Genomic DNA, 18,295 nt, shown 5'->3' with positions numbered 1-18,295 from the left:
AGAGTAAAAGCGCCGGGGGCGGGGCCTCCGCCTCCGGTCTCTGCGGACAAAAAGGAGGACAATGACGATGCTGCTAGAAGCGGTATTCCACCAGCCGAAATCCCACTACGCCTATGCCTACGATGAAGAAACGCTTCATATCCGTGTACGCACGAAACGGGACGACATGGACCGGGTCTCTGTCGTCTGGGGCGACAAGTATGACTTCAACGAAAAAACCATTACGGAAACCGAGATGCATATCTTTGCATCCGATACAATGTTCGACTATTACCAGGCGGAGATCCAGCCGCCGTTCCGCCGGTTTGCCTACGCGTTCAAATTTGAATCCGCCGGCCGGACCGTATTCATGAACGAAGTTGGCTTTTCCGAAAACGAACTGCAGTCCGGAGGGGTCGGCATGCTCTGGTCTCCTTCCGGCATGTTTGAATTTCCATTCATTAATCCAACGGACGTCCACTCCCCGCCGGAATGGGTGAAGGATGCCGTGTTTTATCAAATTTTCCCGGAGCGATTTGCCAACGGCGATCCCTCCTTGAATCCACCTGGCACCGAACCGTGGACACCGGACGCCGTGCCCGAACGGGATAATTTCTTCGGCGGCGATCTGCAGGGCGTGATCGATAACCTGGACTATCTGGAAGAGCTCGGCATCACGTGCATCTACTTCACGCCTTTTTTCGAAGCGCGCTCCAACCATAAATACGATACGATTGACTACCTGAAAGTCGATCCGCAGTTCGGGGACAATGCGAAAGCGAAAGAACTCGTCGATGCGGCGCACGCCCGCGGGATGCGCGTCATGCTCGATGCGGTATTCAATCATTCCGGCTATTACTTCCCGCCTTTCCAGGATGTCCTGAAACACGGGGAGCAGTCCCGGTTTAAAGACTGGTTCCATATCCGCAGCTTCCCGTTATCCACCGATCCGCTGAACTACGACACGTTCGGCTTTGTGGCGAGCATGCCGAAGCTGAACACCGAGAACCCGGAAGTCAAAGCATACCTTCTCGAAGTCGCCCGCTACTGGGTCGAGGACATCGGCGTCGACGCCTGGCGGCTGGACGTTGCCAACGAAGTGGACCACCGCTTCTGGCGCGAATTCCGCGACGTGGTGAAAGCAGCAGACCCGGATGCCTACATTCTGGGCGAAATCTGGCATAATTCCCTCGCCTGGCTCGGCGGCGATCAGTTCGATGCCGTCATGAACTATCCGGTGACCAACAGCATTATCGACTTCTTCGTCAAAGATGACATCGACGCTGCCACCTTCATGGGACAGCTCGATAAAATGCTTATTTCCTATCCGAAGCAGGCGAATGAAGCTGCCTTTAACCTGCTCGATTCGCACGACACGCCGCGGCTGCTGACGCTGGCAGAAGGGAACAAAGACCGCATGAAGCTCGCGGCTGCGTTTCAGCTGACGTACCTCGGATCCCCGTGTATTTACTACGGGGATGAGATCGGCATGGACGGCGGTGCGGACCCGGGCTGCCGGAAACCGATGATCTGGAACGAAGAGCATCAGGACCACGACCTCTTCCAGTTCTATCAGTCCATGATCGACCTTCGTAAAACGTATGCGGCGCTGCGCGACGGTACGTTCGTCTCCCGGCAGGCAGAAGCAGGATCACGCGTGATTGCATTCGAACGAAGCGATGACGACAACCGATTCGTCCTTGCGATGAACAGCAGCATCTCCCCTGCTGTGATCGAACTGGAAGAAGACGAAGGAACGGTCTTCCGAAGCCTTGACTCACACGAACGGATGCAGCCAGAAGCAGGAAAGCTGACGCTGGAGCTTGCTCCTTTTGAAGCTGTCATTCTGCAGGAAGACGGATAAGAATAATCACACGTTTTCCAGGAACGAAAGCGCGAGCGTCTTTCGGACGGAACGTGGCGCTGCAGCGCCACGTCTCCCTCAATGACCACGTCTACATTTTATGAAACAAGGAACCAACGCTTTCGATGATCCAGCCTGGATGATCGGAAGCGTTTTGTTTGTGACTGGACATCACTTGAGAACCGCATCGTCTTTCCTTTATGAAAGAACATAGAGTGCTCCTTCCCCAACGTGCGCAAAGGCGCGCTGCCGCTGCCTGGCAGGAGAACGGGGGCGGTGCTCTGTGCATAAACGAAAGTCCCCTTCTATTTGTGCCTTCTCTCCTTCTGGAGGCCCCGTTTATGACGCATGGTTCATCTTCTAATTTCCCATAACGAATGCCAGAAATAACTAAAAACTTTCATGATTTGGTTTTCCTTTCCCAGGATTGGGGTATGGGACCCCATGCACGAAAAAGCAAAAAGAGGAGAGGATGGGAGACGCGTATGGGAAAAAAACTGCAGATGCAGGTCAATGGTACCCCCGTAGAAGCGCAGGACGGAACTACGGTACTCGAACACTTAAACGAGTCCGGCAGTGAGGTGCCGCAGGTCTGTTACCACCCGAGCCTGGGCGCGGTGAAGACGTGCGATACGTGTATTGTGGAAGTCGACGGAGAACTCGTACGCGCCTGCGATACAAAAGTGAAAGAAGGCTCCAGTGTGTACACGGAGATTCAGGACGTAAAGGATGCCCAGGTCATTGCCATGGACCGGATTTTACATAACCACGAGTTGTACTGCACCGTGTGTGACTACAACAACGGCACGTGTGAGATCCATAATACCGTAAAGGATATGAAGATCGAACACCAGACAACGCCATTTGAACCAAAACCGGCAGCAAAAGACAACTCTCATCCATATTACCGTTATGACCCGGACCAGTGTATTCTGTGCGGACGCTGCGTAGAAGCCTGTCAGGACCTTCAGGTAACCGAAACCTTATCCATAGACTGGAACAGCCCGAACCCCCGCGTCATCTGGGATAACGATGTCGCCATCAACGAATCCTCCTGCGTCTCCTGCGGGCACTGCTCTACCGTCTGCCCGTGCAACGCTATGATGGAGAAAAACATGGAAGGCAAGGCCGGCTATATGACCGGTATGAGCCAGGATACACTCCGCCCGATGATTGAACTCACGAAAAGCGTCGAAACCGGCTACGGCTCCATTCTCGCGATCTCGGATATGGAAGCCTCCATGCGGGAATCGAAAATCAACAAAACAAAAACCGTCTGCACGTACTGTGGTGTCGGCTGCAGCTTTGACGTCTGGACACAGGGCAGAGAGATTTTAAAAGTGGAGCCGCATGCCAATGCTCCTGCCAACGGGATTTCCACCTGTGTGAAAGGCAAATTCGGCTGGGACTACGTCAACAGCGGCGACCGTCTGGAAAAGCCGCTCATCCGTGATGGCGAACGCTTCCGGGAAGCTTCCTGGGACGAGGCCTACACGAAAATTGCGGAGAACCTGCGCCGAATCGAGTCAGAAAAAGGCAAAGACGCACTCGCTTTCATCAGTTCGTCCAAAACAACCAACGAAGAATCCTATCTGATGCAGAAACTCGCACGCAGCATTTTCGGGACGAACAACGTGGACAACTGCTCACGTTACTGTCAGACTCCTGCGACGATGGGGCTGTTCCGCACCGTCGGCTACGGCGGCGACTCCGGCACCATTAAGGACATTCATAAAGCCTCCCTCGTGCTCATCATCGGCTCGAACACGGCGGAATCTCACCCGGTACTCGCCACTCGCGTGAAGAGTGCCCAGAAGCTGCACGGTCAGAAAGTGATCGTTTCCGACCTGCGCCGTCATGAAATGGCGGATCGGGCGGATCAGTTTATCCAGCCGCGCTCCGGTTCAGACCTTGTCTGGCTTTCGGCCGTATCCAAATACATTATCGACAACGACCTTCACGACAAGCAGTTCCTGGCCGAACACGTAAACTTCATGGAGGAATTCACACAGAGCCTCGAGCCGTTTACGATGGCCTACGCAGCGGAAATGACCGGGATAACAGAAGACGAACTGGTGAAAACGGCGCACATGATTGCTGAAGCAGACACGGTCTGCTCCCTTTGGGCGATGGGGGTTACCCAGCATCTCGGCGGAAGTGATACTAGTACAGCGATTTCCAACTTGATGCTCATTACCGGCAACTACATGAAACCGGGAGCCGGCACGTATCCGCTCCGCGGCCATAACAACGTCCAGGGTGCCAGCGACTTCGGCTCCATGCCGAACAAGTTCCCAGGCTACGAAGACGTCACCGACGACGAAGTCCGCCGCCGCTACGAAGCAGGCTGGGGCACTCCACTCTCCGGTGAGATCGGCTACAACAACCATCAGATGGTGGATGCGATCCACGACGGCAAGCTGCACGGCATGTATTTGAAAGGGGAAGACATGGGCATTGTCGACTCCAATCTCAACTACGTGCAGGACGCGTTCAAGAAGCTCGACTTCTTCGTCGTCCAGGACATCTTCCTTTCCAAAACAGCGGAATTTGCCGATGTCGTACTGCCGGCGAGTCCGAGCCTGGAAAAGGACGGCACCTTTACGAACACGGAACGCCGCTTCCAGCGTTTGTACCAGGCACTGGAGCCGCTCGGCGAATCGAAGCCGGACTGGCAGATCATCACCGAGCTCGCCAACCACCTCGGCGCCGGCTGGTCCTATGAGCATCCGTCCCAAGTGATGGACGAAGCCGCTTCGCTCGCACCGTTGTTTGCCGGCGTATCCTACGACCTTCTGGAAGGCTATAAGAGCCTGCAATGGCCGGTGGCTGCAGACGGAACCGATACGCCGCTTTTATTCGAAGACGGGTTCCCATTCCCGGACGGCCGCGCCCGCCTCTATCCAGTCGGCTGGACCGAGCCGCTCGACTTTGGAGAAGAATATGACCTTCATATTAACAATGGACGGCTGCTGGAACACTTCCATGAAGGAAACATGACGTACAAGGCTGAAGGCATTACGAGCAAAACGCCGTCGACGTTCCTGGAAGTTTCGCCGGAACTTGCCTCGGAACGCGGACTCGAAGACGGGACGCTCGTCCGTCTTACGTCTCCATACGGCTCCGCGAAGGTCCAGACGATCGTCACGGACCGGGTTAAAGGAACAGAGCTCTACCTGCCGATGAACGACAACGGCGAAGGGGCGATCAACCAGCTGACAAGCAGCTACGCCGATAAAGATACGGATACACCTGCCTACAAAGAAGTGTCTGCGAAGATGGAAATCCTCAAGCGCACCGGGGAGAGCCCGCTGCCGAAGAAGATCAATCACCGCTATGGCAACCCGCAGCCGCAGGTCGGTGTCAATGTCGAGGCCAAATGGGCACGCAAAGATTATATTTTCCCTGGAGATCTCGTAAGGAAAGGGGCCGATTCGAATGGCTGATCCAATCCGGCATATTGAGAAGCACGAGCCGACCCAAGAAGAAAAAAGACGGGAAACACTGACCGAAATTGAGGATGCGCTTGTCGACAATAAGGAAGCCGTCCTCGGCATGATCCAGCTCACGAAAAATTTGAATGAGACTGGTATAACCTCGGCTCTGAACGGGCTTCTGGCTGAAGGGGATGAGATACTCCATATCCTTGTCCGGGAGGCGACAAAAGAAGGCAATACGGAAGCGCTGAAGAACCTGCTGCTGATCGGATCGACGCTCGGCAAAATCAATATGAGTGAAATTGAGGTGCTGCTGGACCGCGTCAAAAATGGCGTCTCCAGAGTTGCAGAGGACCCGGATCCGGAAGAAAAGACGGGCTATCTGGACCTCATTAAAAAAGTCAAAGACCCGGAAGTGAACAAAGCCATCACCGTGATGTTCCGCTTCCTCGAAGGGATGGGTGAACCACCCAAAAACAAAGATCATTAGGAGAGGATGCGTGTCACTATGGCTGTTGAAGCAACGAAAAACCGCTGGCTGATTGCTGCGGCGGCGGTTGGTATTCATATTTCCATCGGCTCTGTGTATTCATGGAGCGTCTTTACCAATCCGATGAACGAAGCGTTCGGCTGGAGTCTGACAGCCATTTCGATCACGTTCAGTATTGCCATTGCTTTTCTTGGCCTCTCCGCTGCGTTCATGGGACATTTTGTTGAAAAGTACGGGCCCCGGGTATCGGGGCTTGTTTCCACCGGATTTTTTGCAGCCGGGATGCTCGGCTCCGGGCTGGCTGCCCAGCTCGAGTCGATCTGGCTGATGTATGTGGCTTACGGGGCCCTAGGCGGCTTCGGCCTCGGGGTCGGCTACATCACTCCTGTCTCCACCCTCGTTAAATGGTTCCCGGACCGGCGCGGGATGGCGACCGGTCTCGCTATTATGGGGTTCGGCTTTGCGTCTGTCATCGCCAGTCCGCTGATTCAGAACTTCATTGCTATGTTCGGCATTGCCGGTACATTCTTTGCGCTCGGCGCGATTTACTTTGTCGTCATGCTTCCATCCGCCCTTTATCTGGAGCGTCCTCCTGAGGGATGGAAACCACAGTCGATGCTCGACAAGGAAGAGGAAGAAGGCGAGGAGCAGGGAAACCAGGACCTCTCCTACCTTTCGGCTAACGAATCGATCAAAACACGCCGCTTCTACCTGCTCTGGCTGATGCTGTTCATCAACGTCACGTGCGGCATTGCGATTCTGTCTGTAGCGGGGCCAATGGGCGAAGAAATCGCCGGTCTGAGCGCAGCGGCTGCTGCAACGATGGTCGGGATCATGGGCTTCTTCAATGGAGCTGGACGTTTGGCGTGGGCTTCCATTTCCGACTATATCGGGAGAGCCAATGTTTATACTGCGTTTTTTGTCATTCAAGTAGTATCGTTCCTTGTCCTGCCAAGTATTACACACGCCCTGATGTTCCAGGCCATTCTATTCCTGATCATGACCTGCTACGGCGGTGGGTTCGCTACCGTTCCAGCCTTCATCGGCGATCTGTTTGGAACGAAGCAGCTGGGGGCTATTCACGGCTACATTCTGACAGCATGGGCTGCAGCCGGTCTCATCGGTCCTGTCGTCGTCTCGTGGCTGCGTGAAGTGACGGATAGCTACGTACTGACGATGTATATTTTCGGAGGCATGTTTGTTGTCGCACTCGCTGCCTCCCTTATCATCCGCATCGACATGAACCGGCTGCGGAAAGAAAATGCAGAGGCCGCAGAAAAAGGAAACACGTCTCCTGCCGGCAATTAATACCCCATGCAGCTAACGCATCCAGTCGTTGATTCGAAGAAGGCTTGGCCCTGAGGGGACCAAGCCTTCTTCTCTTCCTATCAAGATGAAGCCTTGTTACATCCAAAAAAGCTTCCGACCCTCCACCAAGGAGGATCGGAAGCTTTTTCTTTACAGATATGATGCAATTCGAGCTTGTACCTGCTTTATTTTCTATCCGGGATCAATCGGAAAATCAGTGGGAACCTGTACGTCTCACCGGAAAATCCTTTCACTGCTCCGATAATGGTCAGGACAATCAACGCAATGCCGATAATCGGAATCAGCACCCAGCCGATCAGTATGAATGTGAGAATGCTGGCGATCAACCCGTACACGAAATAGGAAATCGCAAGGTTGAAATACTCCCGGCCGTGAAAATCAACGAATGGCGACGTCTTCATCTTGACCAGCCAGATGATCAGCGGGGCGAGAATCGGAAAGAAAAAGCTCAATACGTAGATGAGTCCTGCAAGTATTTTATCTTCAGATGATGCATGCATAGAATACCCTCCTTTTACCAGTCTATGCCCTTTCTGACGAACATGTACACCTGTTTTATTGTTAATGATGCTGTCAGCCGGCCAAAAAGGGATTCATGGTCCCTTCGTGAGGAAAGAAAAAATGGCTTCAGGGTGACCAGGCAGGTTTTCATGAGCAAAATCCGGGTAGACGAGTACCTCTTTTGGTGATGTCAGCCGGTTGTATGCCGCAAACTGCGTCGACGGCGGACATTCTGTATCCATCAACCCGGTTCCCATGAGCACGTTTGCGCGCACCCAGGGCATCATGTGCTGGATATCAATATACCCGAGTGTATGAAAAAACGACTCTTCCCGCTCGTGCCGTGGATCAAAACGGCGGAACCAGCGGCGGATATCCTGATAGGAAGCTTCCGCCAAATCCATTTCCCAGACGCGGCGGTAGTCGCTCAAGAACGGGTACACCGGTGCACACCGGGATATCCGCGGTTCCAGCGCGGCACAGACGAGTGCGAGGGCTCCTCCCTGGGACCACCCGGTCGTACTGACGCGGCTGCTGTCGACAGTGTCGTCGCTGCAGACAAGGCGGGCGAGCAGCGCAGCATCCAGGAACACGTTTCGGTAAAATAACTGCTCCGGCCCATCTTCCAGCCCCCGTGTGATGTGCCCCTGCAGCGTCCAGCCGCTGACACCCCCGGGATCCGTGGATGCACCGCCCTGGCCGCGGACATCCATCGCAAATACGGACCAGCCTTCTGCGGCCCATGCCGCTTTTTCGAGCCAGCCGCCGGAAGAACGACCGTATCCATGGAACATGATCACGGCAGGAGAAGGGTCTCCTTCGGTCCAGCCGCGCGGACGAAGTTCTTTCACATGCACGTCCGCGCCGCCGATCCCGGTAAAGGTCAAATGCCAGCACGATGCCTGATTCGTCTGAAAATCAGCCTGCCTGCGGACAGGAGCTGCTTCATGATGATCAAGCTCCGCGAGCGCTTCGGTCCAGAATCGGCTGAAATCGTCAGGCTCCGGACTGCGCCCGCGGTATGTATACAATTGTTCCAACGGCAGGTCAATGAGGGGCATGGTTGTCTCCTTCTTTCTGCAGCCGCTGCTGCCATTGCAGTAACGCCGGCATCAGCGCACCCTGCACGAATTGTTTTTTCGCATCTGCTGCCGCGTCATCCGCCTGAATGTGGGAAGCGGTCACCATCGTTTCGTAGTGGACCTTCAACAGCTGCAGTGCTTCCTCATCTCCGGCGAAAATCGAGTACAGCGTCACGTTATCAGGATGATACATAAGCATGCCGCCGCACACAGATGTCAGCAGCCGGTCTCCAATATCATCATCTCCCTGCTCGTAGCAGGAAGCCGCGTACGCAGCAGCCTCTGCTATTTCATCCAGCAGCAGCCGGTACTGCTGCAGAAATATCTCCTGCTTCTCCGATAACCGTGCCATGCAGGCCCTCCTTCCGCTTTCTTTTTTCCTATCATATCATGTGCACAAAACGGCTGCACGAAACAAAGGCCTGCCAGTGCTGTCTTTTCCGCCCATCCCGTGGGGCGGCGATGCAGGTACTTCAAGAACAAGCGCTTCGTTCATCCAGTGTAGAAGACGAAGCCCCCGTCTCCATGGAACAATCGCAGGCTCTTTCCCGCACAAAGAAACAATGCTTCCGATGATCCACCTTGGATCGTCGGAAGCATTGTTTTGTCCAGCGCTTGTTCGTTCAGCACGATGCTGACGTTAGTTCCAGTTCGACGTGCCGGCAGCAACCGCTGCCTGCTGTTTTGCTTTCGCATATGGATTGGATGGTGCTCCTGCAGCCACCGCCTGCTGACGGGCTTTGGCATACGGGTTAGCCGGCTGGGCTTTGGACGGAGCCGCGGAAGCCGCTGGCTGGGATGTTTCTGATGCCGGGACAGCTTTTTTCTCCGGCTGGATTCGTCCTACTGCCTGTCCGTTCGTGCTTCCGGCCTGCGGAGCAGCTGGAGCTTCCGTACGCTCTTTCGTACCGAATCGCTGCCGGCGGTCTGCCTGCACCACTTCTTTCCACGTGTCGCGGAAGTCGATGGTGAACCGCTCGGCCCGCTTCAAGGCTTCCACATCGTTTTTCGTGTTGGCTTCGATCAGCTGATTCAGAATGTAGTCGTACAGCTGCATCATGTCGCTGCTCACCTGAACATCGGTGTTCAAGGTGACCATGAGCTCCCGGATGATGTTCTGCGCTTTCACCAGGTTCGTATGCTTCTCTTCGACTTCGTTTTCTGCCAAAGCTGTCTCTGCGCGTTTCATAAATTTCAGACATCCCTCGTACAACATCAACGTCAACTCGCCGGGGGACTTGGTTTCCATGGCATTCTGTTTGTACTGTGCATATGGATTAGAATTCACGATGCCGACACCCTTTCTGTACACTATCGTGCTTTTCATTGATGACAATGTTCCTATGTATTATATCGGCAGGCAGCCTGAAACCTTTAGCCTTCCTGCACTTTTTTCCTAACAAAAGTGCGAAGCGGCTTCTGGTCGAAACGGCGTGCGGCGTCGCTGCAGGCTTTTGAACGAAAACAGGAATTTTCTTTCTTCCCATGCAGCGCACGACGCCATGTAATCGGCATGGCGTGTACCGTAGGTTCTTGGAGAGAAGCATAGATGCTTCCAGCTTCCCGAGCAGCCGACACAGCCGATGCCTTCCTGCTGTGACTCGTTTCTTACAAGGTGAAAAGCACCCTTTCTTATCACTTGAAACTGCCTGCACCCCACGCCGAAGTCGACGCCCACGCTCTCTTCACTTCCCCCGTTCAGGCAGAAAAACCGCCTCCAGGTGGGAAGACGGTTTGCTGCTTAGATCCGTTCGTCGATGATGATGCCTGCAAATTCCAGCATGGACGAAATCATGTCGAGGAAATCCTCTGGAGGAATTTCCCTTACGATTTCCTCTGTCTCCCGGTCAATCACCTTGACCATCGTCCGATCGAGCGTGTCATGGTGCTCAAACTGAAGCGATCGGTCCTTGAACACGGCGAGCTCATTCATCGCCTCGATACCGCGGTCCAGATCCTCCTGCTGCCAGGTGCGCTCGGTCGAGTCTGCTGCTGCCGCCGTCACTTCCATGCTCCGGCCGGCTCCTGCTGCTGCCACTTCGCTCCGCTCCGATCGTTCCGAAGCATGCCGCGTGCGGGAAAACAGGTCATTCACAGACATCGAGCCAGCTTGATTCACTTCCATGTGATCAACTCCTCGATAAAATGTCGTGCACACCTTTAGTATCGGAAGAAAGCGGAGAAATTCCACCTTTCGACTCTTTTATTTTCATATTTCACCGCAAAAGGCTGTAAGCAAAGGTCCGCATACCCCGGCACCGGCTATTTTTTCGAGTCAAAAAACATCCCGTCCGGCGACGGCCCTGCATACGGATTTTCGTAGCGCCGTCCCGTCTGCCTTTTCTTCTTCAGCTTGTTGAGGTCCTGCTGGATCATCTGCTGCCGCTCCGCGAGCATCTGCTGCACGTCTTTGTTCATCTCCAGTACCTCTCTGGCCGCCTTCTGCTCCATTTCGGTCTCCGGTGCCGCTCCCTGATCCAGGTAGCGCTGACGGAGTTCCAGCAGTTCATTCACCCGGGCGATGTAGCCGTCCCGGTCATCGTCCGATAATGGATAGGGCTGCTTGAGCTGCTCACGGAGCTTGTACGTCGTCTGATACATTTCTTTGATCAGTGCCATGGTACCACTACCTCTCCCGTCATGCTGCGGCAGTGATCCGGCACTGCCGTTTAAAAGTTTCCGTACATCTGTGCGAAGAACGACTCCGACTGGGAATTGGCACGCTGCACGGCCTGCTCCATCGCATTGAACTGCGCCCAGTAGCGGTTTTCAATCTGTTCCAGCCGACGCTCAAAATTCGTCATCCTGTCCTCTATATTATTGATTTCCCGCCCAATCGTAAACTGGTGATTCACGGTACGTCCTCTGGAGCCCCCGGCACGCTGGGCAATCGATTCAATCAGCGTATCCGCGCTGGCACGGACACGTCTCGCAATGCCCTGCTCCTGCGGCGTCCCGTCTCCTGCGAAAAGCTGAAAAACACCTTCTGCATCCGTTTCAATGGCGGCCCGGAGCTTCTCTTCATCCACTTCGAGAATCCCGCCGTCGCGGAAATTCGACGTCGTGGAAATCCCTATTTGCGTGAGCTGGGTGATCGATGTATCGACATCGCCCATCACCGGCGTGTAGAACTGCTGGCGGAACGTATTCATGCCATTTCGAAGCAGCCCGTCGTTGCGGAGAAGGCCGCTCTCTGCACGCTCGTCCCACAGTTCCGCTTCCCGTTCGGACAACTCCCGGCGCTGCTCTTCGGTGAGCGGCGGGTAATCACGGAACGATTCTTCGCGAACACGGCCGTTGACGAGTTCCACAATCTCATTGTATTCATCGATAAAAGAGGTGATCGTCTCCATGATGCTGTCTGTGTTGCGGGAGACACCGACCGTTACATCCCGGTCGGAGAACGTATCCTGCAGCGTCAGCTGGATGTTGCTGATGGTAAACGTGTTCGAACGGCGGTGCGTCTCCAGCCCGTTCACCGTGAAGGCCGCATTGCGGGCAGCGGTTTCCCCAGCGTCATCCAGACGAAGTACGTCGTTAAAAAATGTTCCGCTGAACTGCATTTCCGGCTGGCCTTCCGCCGCAAACACGCCAGTATCTTCGCGCATGACCGACACGCGTCGGGACTGCTCATCAAAGAACGCATTGACGCCGGTCACCGAGCGGTTGAACTGCGAGATCACGTCCTCCATCGAATCCTCCGACGTGACGACGAAAGCATCCCGGACGGCCTGACCATCCTCATCATACACCGTCAGCTCGTTCACCGAGTACAGATCCGGACCATTCTCATCAGCCGTCATCGCAGTGACTTCCACACGGTCGTTCCGCGCGAGCGATTCTCCAAACGTCAGCTCATTCGTATCCGGATTGATCATGACCTGCGTCGCACGAAGCCCCTCATCGAACTCTTCCACCACTTTATACGCCTGGCCGTTCACCCGCACAACGACAGAATCCGGATTCCCGAGTTCTTCATCCAGCGACATCGTTGTATGCGCCTGCTGCACCGTAATCGTCTGCCGGTTCACCAGTCCACGTGTCCACGCACCGCTCTCTTCCCCGGCAAACGCCTGACTGCCGAACGACGCCTGCACATCCACCGGCTCCTCCGAGACAGCGCCTGCGCTCGCGTTCGACGCTGCGGAGGCCAGAGAAGTCACTTCCGTAATCCGGAGCGACGCCTGCGACGCCGAAGACGATGCCTGAGCCGTCACGAGGTTCTCATGTGAACTGGTCCCCTCATTGGCGAGCATCTGCGACCGGCGCAGCACCGAATCAAACGTATTATCCCGAAAATCCCGAAGCTTCTCATTAATCTCCCGGTATTGATCCATCCGGACCTCCGCGCGGATCTTGTCCTGCTCCATCCGCTCCATCGGCATCCGTTCCGCCTTCATCAAATCCTGCACCATCTGGTTAATATCCAACCCCGTCGCAAAGCCGGTCAGCCGCATATCGCCATCTCCTTTACCTCTATTCTGTTGTGGAAGCAGCCTCCAGGCAGTCTTTCGAGCAAACGTTGTGCCCGCAGCGGCCTCCGTCTTTTCCCCCGTCCGCCCTGCTCCTTCGGTCTTCAATCGGTTTTACTCTTTCTCTCTGCTTCTATTATCGGCCTTGTCATCGGAAGTCTTCACTGTTTCACGCAAAAAAGGGCTTTAGACCCTCAACCGGGCTAAAGCCACTATAGAAAAGCCTTATTCTTCTACCGCCCAGCGGCGGTTGTGCATAAACGAAACGGTCATCCATTTTTTCGGAGCAAGGCCGTTCATTCCCGATGCGATCTGCTCACGGATCTGGTCCTGTACACGCAGCGAATCCAGCGGGGTATCCGGCTCAGCGACGAAATCAACTTCGACCCAGATCGTTCTGCCGACCTTCGTCACCCGCAGAAACGTTTCGGAGATCGCATACGCTTCTTCTACGCCGCTCACGACGGCGGCAATATCCTGCCGGACTTCATCCGACGGACGCATCTCGAGCACTTCAGCGAGTGCTGCTTTCATTTCCTTCAGTGGAAAGCGGAGAAAATAGACAGAGACGAGGATCACCATCACCGGGTCCACGTAAGGAACCAGCGCCGTAGCGGTGCCCGTCTGCTCCATCAGAAAAGCCACCAGAAATCCGACAGCAACAGCGACGCTGATCATGGAGTCCATCATCCACTGATCAGACTCTGCTTTCACGAGGGCCGAGGTCCCCCGCACAGAACGCCAGCGCAGATAAAGCCAGACCCCGGCACAGGCAGCCATGCCAATCAGGCTGTAGACAAAGGACGGCCCGACATCCATCATCCGTCCCCCCTGCAGAACAGCCACAGCGGCCGCTGTGAGCGAGGCGAGGACGAGCAGCAGAATGACCGTATACTTGACGAGAATCACGAGCGGCTGGACCATGTCCTTGCCGAAAGGGTAGCGTTCCCAGTCTGCTTTCGACATAAACGAAGCCGCCAGCAGCGACAAGTAGGACAAGCCGACACTGATCAGCGAGTATAGTCCATCAAATAAAATCATCTGCGATTGGAACAGGAGACCGAACACAATACCGGCCCCGCTGAATAAAATGGCTGCAATCACAGACATCCACAATACGTTTTTTTCCTTTGCTTCGTTCATGATGTCTCCTCCAACATAATTTCCTGCCGGCCTTACTTGGAAGGCCGGATCATTTTATCGGTGATAAGCAGGAGCCTGGAGACGGCTTCGTCCTCCGTCTGCTCTACGGCTCGGGAGAGGATATGCCCTTCGGCTCCATGTTCGACCAGCCCGATCGTATAGTGCACGAGCTGCATTGGTTCCAGCTCATCCATGACGTTCCCTTCTTCCTGCAGCCGCGCAAAGGCGCCGGACAGCCAGCGGTTGTATGGCTCATACAGCGCCTCCCAGCGTTCAAACGAATAATACAGCGAAATGCCGGCATAGCAGAACGTGATCAGCGTCTTATACTGCTTCGTCATCGCAAAGGTGACGCGGATCATCGACTCGAGCAGCTGCCGCCGCTCCGGCTCTTCCCCGGCAGCTTCCTGAATACGGGCGAGCTGTTCTTCCAGGATCTGCTGGGCAATCGCCGGGACGAGCTCTTTTTTTGACTGGAAATAAAGATAGAACGTGCCTTTGGCTGTGCCGGCTCGCTCCGTCACTTTCGATACGGAAGTCTGATCAAAGCCGTCTTCTTCAATAATCGCTTTGGCTGCTTCCAGGAGCGCTTCGTATTTGGCCGGGTGCTCTCCCATCGCCGTTCACCTCCAATACATGAATGATGTTTAGTGACTGACCGTCAGTCATTAACTTTTTCTACTTTACCTCACCGTTATCTTTCTGTCAAGCCGGTGGAAGAGCCATGGGAACGGGCCGATAGAGGAGGCCTTGACTTCCATGCCATAAGAGGCGTTTGCGAAGAAGGCATTTTATCCTGCCGGTCAGCGTGGATGCCGGATTGGGAGCCGATCGGACGTTCGTGCTGCCAGAGCGGACGTTCAGCTGCAGCGGGCGGTCACTCAGCAGACCGCAGCAGACGTTCAGCAGCGAAAAGCAGTCACTACGGCTCTGGGCGGTCACTCCAGGTGCCGGAGCGGACGTTTCGCGCACCGGAACGGTCACTCCGAGCGGACGTGCAGTCACACGAATGAAAAACTCCCCCTTTTCCACTAATGCTTAAAAGCGCAGATCGCCTTTGGACCGGAACGGTGGATACGGCAAGCATGGGTTCTTCATCCTTCCCGAGCAGCTGCGGAAGCCGCCAACAGCCTGCTATTTATTCAAACAAAGCACTCCCTCCGAAGCGGCTGCTTCGAAGGGAGTGCTTGAAATTCCTATATCCAGGCGGAACTTGAGTCCGCCGTTCACAGCGTAAAAGGTTGTCGGGCGTGTGCTTACATCTGGCCGCCCATGCCGCCCATCTGCGACATCATCTGCTGCTGCTGGTTGTTCGCTTCGGCCATCGCCTGCTCCATGCGGGTGAACTGGCTCCAATAGCGTTCCTCCACTTGGTCCATTCGTCGTTCGAAGTTGGAGATACGGTCCTGCTGCTGCTCAAATTCGCGTCCCAGCGTAAAAGATTCATTTTGAGCGAGGTCGGTTCTGCCGGCTCGTTCGCCGATCTGCGCCATCACATCCGACGTGCTGTCGAGGACCCTTCGGGCAATCCCACGCTCTTCCGGTGTATCCCCATCTCCGCGGAACAGATTCTCGACAGCGTCCGGATCTTCGGCAATTGACGCGCGCAGCTCATCTTCATCCACTTCCAGGATACCGCCCTGCCGGAAGTCCGACGTGGTGGTGATACCGATTTCCGTCAGTTGATTGAACGAAGCGTCCATTTGATCGGATTCGACAGTTTGATACATCTGCTGGCGCATGCTGCTGAGACCGCTTGTAAGAATGCTGTCCCGCTGCAGGAGACCGCTGTTGGAACGCTCTTCCCACAGCTCCACCTCGGATTCATCCAGTTCACGGCGCTGTTCGTCGGTAAGGGGCGCATAATCCCGAAAGTACTCTTCGTTCGTTTTTTCCTGTACCGTTCCGACGAGCTCGTTGTAATCTTCGACAAAGCCCATGACGGTGTCGAAAATGCGGTCGTCATCCGCAGCGACATCGATGCGCACCGACTGGTCTTCAAACGACTGATTCAGCGTCAGGTTCAGACCATTCTCGCTGTATGTGTTCCCCTGCTGCTCCATGTCGATTCCATTAAGATTGAAGGTCGCATTCGATGCGGCCTGAACCGGGGCGTCGTCGTTGGAAAATTGAAAGGCTGATGTCATCAGGCCGTCCTCCGTTGCCGTAAACTCGCCGCCGTCCATGGCGCCAAAGAGGATTTCCCCTTCCTCATCAGGATTAAAGACACCTTCTTCACTCCGCTGAATCGACATCTGCCCCGAACCGGGATCAAAGAAAGCCTGAATACCGAGGTCCGAGTTGTTCATCCCGTTCACGACGTCATTCATCGAGTCGTTGTCTCCGATCTCGAACTCTCTCGCTATTTGTTCTCCCGCTTCGTTGAACGTGGCGATGGCAAACGTGAGGTCTTCCCCTTCTTCCATGCCATCGATCATCTCCAGCTGCTCCCGTATCGGCATCGATGGATCAAAGTTCTCCGTATCATTCACGATCGCTCCATCCGAAGCACGAACTTCCTGCTGGGACAGGGAGACGTCCGAGACAGTGTAGGAACCTTCTCCAGCGGCTGAGGTGGCCGAGGCCGAGACGAGCGACTCATCCGAACTCTCCGCTTCCCGGCTCGAGAGCGTGTTCGTTCGGATCATGCTTTCGCGGATACTGTCATCAAATTCGAGGAATTTCCGGTTCATGTCCCGGTACTCATCAATTTTCATCTCTGTCTCCCGCAGATCCTGCTGCATTGGTTCGAGTGGTTGACGCTCCGCTCGCATCATATCCGCCACCTGCTGATTGATATCCATGCCGGATGCAAAGCCGGTCATTCGATTCACACCATCCATTGTGGTTCCTCCTTTAAATAAAAAACAGAAAAAGGCGGCCGAGGCACGCTTTTTCTGTTTTCAGTACCGTTTTCTCTACCCCTCGTATCGGCAGATGTTCAATAATGTTAAGCTCCTGCGCCTGATTTTTTCAGAAACATCTCTTTTGTCATGGAAGCATCCCCGCGTTATTCTTGAGAGAGATCATGCTCAACAAGGCGGCTTCAAAAGCCACCTTGTTGAAAAAACTTTTCAGGAGGGATCCGGCATGCACCAAGTATTTGCCACGACTGACTTTGTCGAAAAGGAGCAGGACCGCATCACACTGCTCGACGCGACGGTTTTTATGGAAGAGACGAGCGAAGGGCTGCGGGTGACCGGCGGGCGTAGTGCCTATGAGCAGGCACACATCCCTGGAGCCGTGTTTGCTGACCTGCTCCGGGATTTCTCGGATACGGCTTCTCCCTATCCGTTCACCGCACTTGGACATACGGCCTTTGCCGAGGCTGCCGCAGCCGCCGGTGTTTCGGATGACAGCACGATCGTGATTTATGACCGCGGTCCGGATGTCGCAGGCACCTCGGAGGCATCGGACTGGGCGAGCAGACTCTGGTGGCAGTTCCGGCTGGCAGGGCACGAGAACGTATACGTCCTGGCAGGAGGGATGCCGAAGTGGGAAGAAGAAGGCCGGCCGCTCGAATCAGGTGCCGTCACTCCTGCACCCGGCAGCTTCGCTGGGCGCCCTGCTCCAGGCTGGTATGCGTCCACAGCGGATGTGGAGCAGGCGCTGCACGATCCCGGGATCCTGCTGATGAACTGCCTGTCGCCTGCTGACCACCGAGGAGAGACATCGACCTATCCACGCCCCGGCAGCATTCCCGGCAGTCAAAATATTTTTTTCCATGACCTATGTCCGGCACACGGCCCACCGCAGGAAGCAGCGCTGAGAGAGACGTTCGCTGCAGCCGGCCTGCCGGACCCGGACAAAAAAGTCATTGCCTACTGCGGCGGCGGGATTGCAGCTACCTGGAATGCCATGCTGCTCCACGCGATCGGGCAGCCGGAAGTGTCCGTCTACGACGGCTCGATCACCGAATGGGCCTCGGATGACAACAGGCCGATGGAATCCGGCTGATAGAAAAAAGAAGCAGCGCCTTTTGCGCGCAGCGGTGGGCG

At 55.1% G+C, this 18,295-nt stretch carries 14 protein-coding genes and 1 pseudogene; 5 read left to right on the top strand and 10 right to left on the bottom strand.

Annotated elements, in window-relative coordinates:
* The first annotated feature begins 67 nt into the window (after positions 1-67).
* From G477_RS0109200 to G477_RS0109185, 4 genes are all read left to right on the top strand, one after another.
* Entirely contained in the window at positions 68-1,843 is a 1,776-nt protein-coding gene (locus tag G477_RS0109200) for an alpha-glycosidase (protein ID WP_026697702.1), read from the top strand.
* 485 nt (positions 1,844-2,328) lie between these two features.
* Positions 2,329-5,289, top strand: a complete 2,961-nt coding sequence (gene fdhF, locus G477_RS0109195; protein ID WP_026697701.1) for a formate dehydrogenase subunit alpha — start codon at positions 2,329-2,331, stop codon at positions 5,287-5,289.
* Positions 5,282-5,770 (top strand): helical membrane plugin domain-containing protein, encoded by a 489-nt coding sequence (locus G477_RS19225; RefSeq protein ID WP_051287867.1) that lies wholly within the window; start codon positions 5,282-5,284, stop codon positions 5,768-5,770. The genes fdhF and G477_RS19225 overlap by 8 nt, the downstream gene beginning before the upstream one ends.
* 18 nt (positions 5,771-5,788) lie before the next feature.
* Positions 5,789-7,078, top strand: coding sequence for an L-lactate MFS transporter (locus tag G477_RS0109185; protein ID WP_035211679.1), 1,290 nt, complete (start codon positions 5,789-5,791; stop codon positions 7,076-7,078).
* A gap of 185 nt (positions 7,079-7,263) precedes the next feature.
* Here G477_RS0109185 and G477_RS0109180 read toward each other — a convergent pair whose 3' ends face one another.
* The 10 genes and pseudogenes from G477_RS0109180 to fliD (G477_RS0109125) all read right to left on the bottom strand — a co-directional run bounded on the left by G477_RS0109180 (position 7,264) and on the right by fliD (G477_RS0109125) (position 17,140).
* Positions 7,264-7,599, bottom strand: coding sequence for a DUF4870 domain-containing protein (locus tag G477_RS0109180; protein WP_026697699.1), 336 nt, complete (start codon positions 7,597-7,599; stop codon positions 7,264-7,266).
* Positions 7,600-7,692: 93 nt separating this feature from the next.
* Positions 7,693-8,661 (bottom strand): alpha/beta fold hydrolase, encoded by a 969-nt coding sequence (locus G477_RS0109175; protein ID WP_026697698.1) that lies wholly within the window; start codon positions 8,659-8,661, stop codon positions 7,693-7,695.
* On the bottom strand, positions 8,648-9,034 hold the full coding sequence (locus G477_RS0109170) for a DUF8042 domain-containing protein (protein WP_026697697.1): 387 nt from the start codon (positions 9,032-9,034) through the stop codon (positions 8,648-8,650). Before G477_RS0109170 ends, G477_RS0109175 begins: the two co-directional genes overlap by 14 nt.
* Positions 9,035-9,586: 552 nt before the next feature.
* Positions 9,587-10,009, bottom strand: a pseudogene (gene fliS, locus G477_RS21550) (flagellar export chaperone FliS); the annotation flags it as partial.
* A gap of 414 nt (positions 10,010-10,423) precedes the next feature.
* On the bottom strand, positions 10,424-10,807 hold the full coding sequence (locus G477_RS0109155) for a flagellar protein FlaG (protein WP_026697695.1): 384 nt from the start codon (positions 10,805-10,807) through the stop codon (positions 10,424-10,426).
* A gap of 137 nt (positions 10,808-10,944) precedes the next feature.
* On the bottom strand, positions 10,945-11,301 hold the full coding sequence (gene fliT / locus G477_RS0109150) for a flagellar protein FliT (RefSeq protein WP_026697694.1): 357 nt from the start codon (positions 11,299-11,301) through the stop codon (positions 10,945-10,947).
* A gap of 50 nt (positions 11,302-11,351) precedes the next feature.
* Positions 11,352-13,139, bottom strand: coding sequence for a flagellar filament capping protein FliD (gene fliD / locus G477_RS0109145; protein ID WP_026697693.1), 1,788 nt, complete (start codon positions 13,137-13,139; stop codon positions 11,352-11,354).
* 240 nt (positions 13,140-13,379) lie between these two features.
* Positions 13,380-14,297, bottom strand: a complete 918-nt coding sequence (locus G477_RS0109140) for a cation diffusion facilitator family transporter (RefSeq protein ID WP_035211676.1) — start codon at positions 14,295-14,297, stop codon at positions 13,380-13,382.
* Between the two features lie 32 nt (positions 14,298-14,329).
* Entirely contained in the window at positions 14,330-14,914 is a 585-nt protein-coding gene (locus tag G477_RS19215) for a TetR/AcrR family transcriptional regulator (RefSeq protein ID WP_051287865.1), read from the bottom strand.
* A 639-nt stretch (positions 14,915-15,553) separates the two neighbouring features.
* Complete coding sequence (gene fliD, locus G477_RS0109125; protein WP_026697690.1) at positions 15,554-17,140, bottom strand: flagellar filament capping protein FliD; 1,587 nt, start codon at positions 17,138-17,140, stop codon at positions 15,554-15,556.
* Between the two features lie 247 nt (positions 17,141-17,387).
* On the opposite strand from fliD (G477_RS0109125), the gene G477_RS0109120 reads away from it, so the two are divergent.
* A complete protein-coding gene (locus G477_RS0109120) occupies positions 17,388-18,254 on the top strand; it encodes a sulfurtransferase (protein ID WP_026697689.1) in 867 nt (288 codons plus the stop codon).
* Positions 18,255-18,295 lie beyond the last annotated feature (41 nt).

The sequence above is a fragment of the Alkalicoccus chagannorensis DSM 18086 genome, assembly GCF_000429725.1.
GTDB classification, from domain to species: domain Bacteria; phylum Bacillota; class Bacilli; order Bacillales; family Salisediminibacteriaceae; genus Alkalicoccus; species Alkalicoccus chagannorensis.
This window is presented reverse-complemented; position numbering and strand designations above follow the sequence as displayed.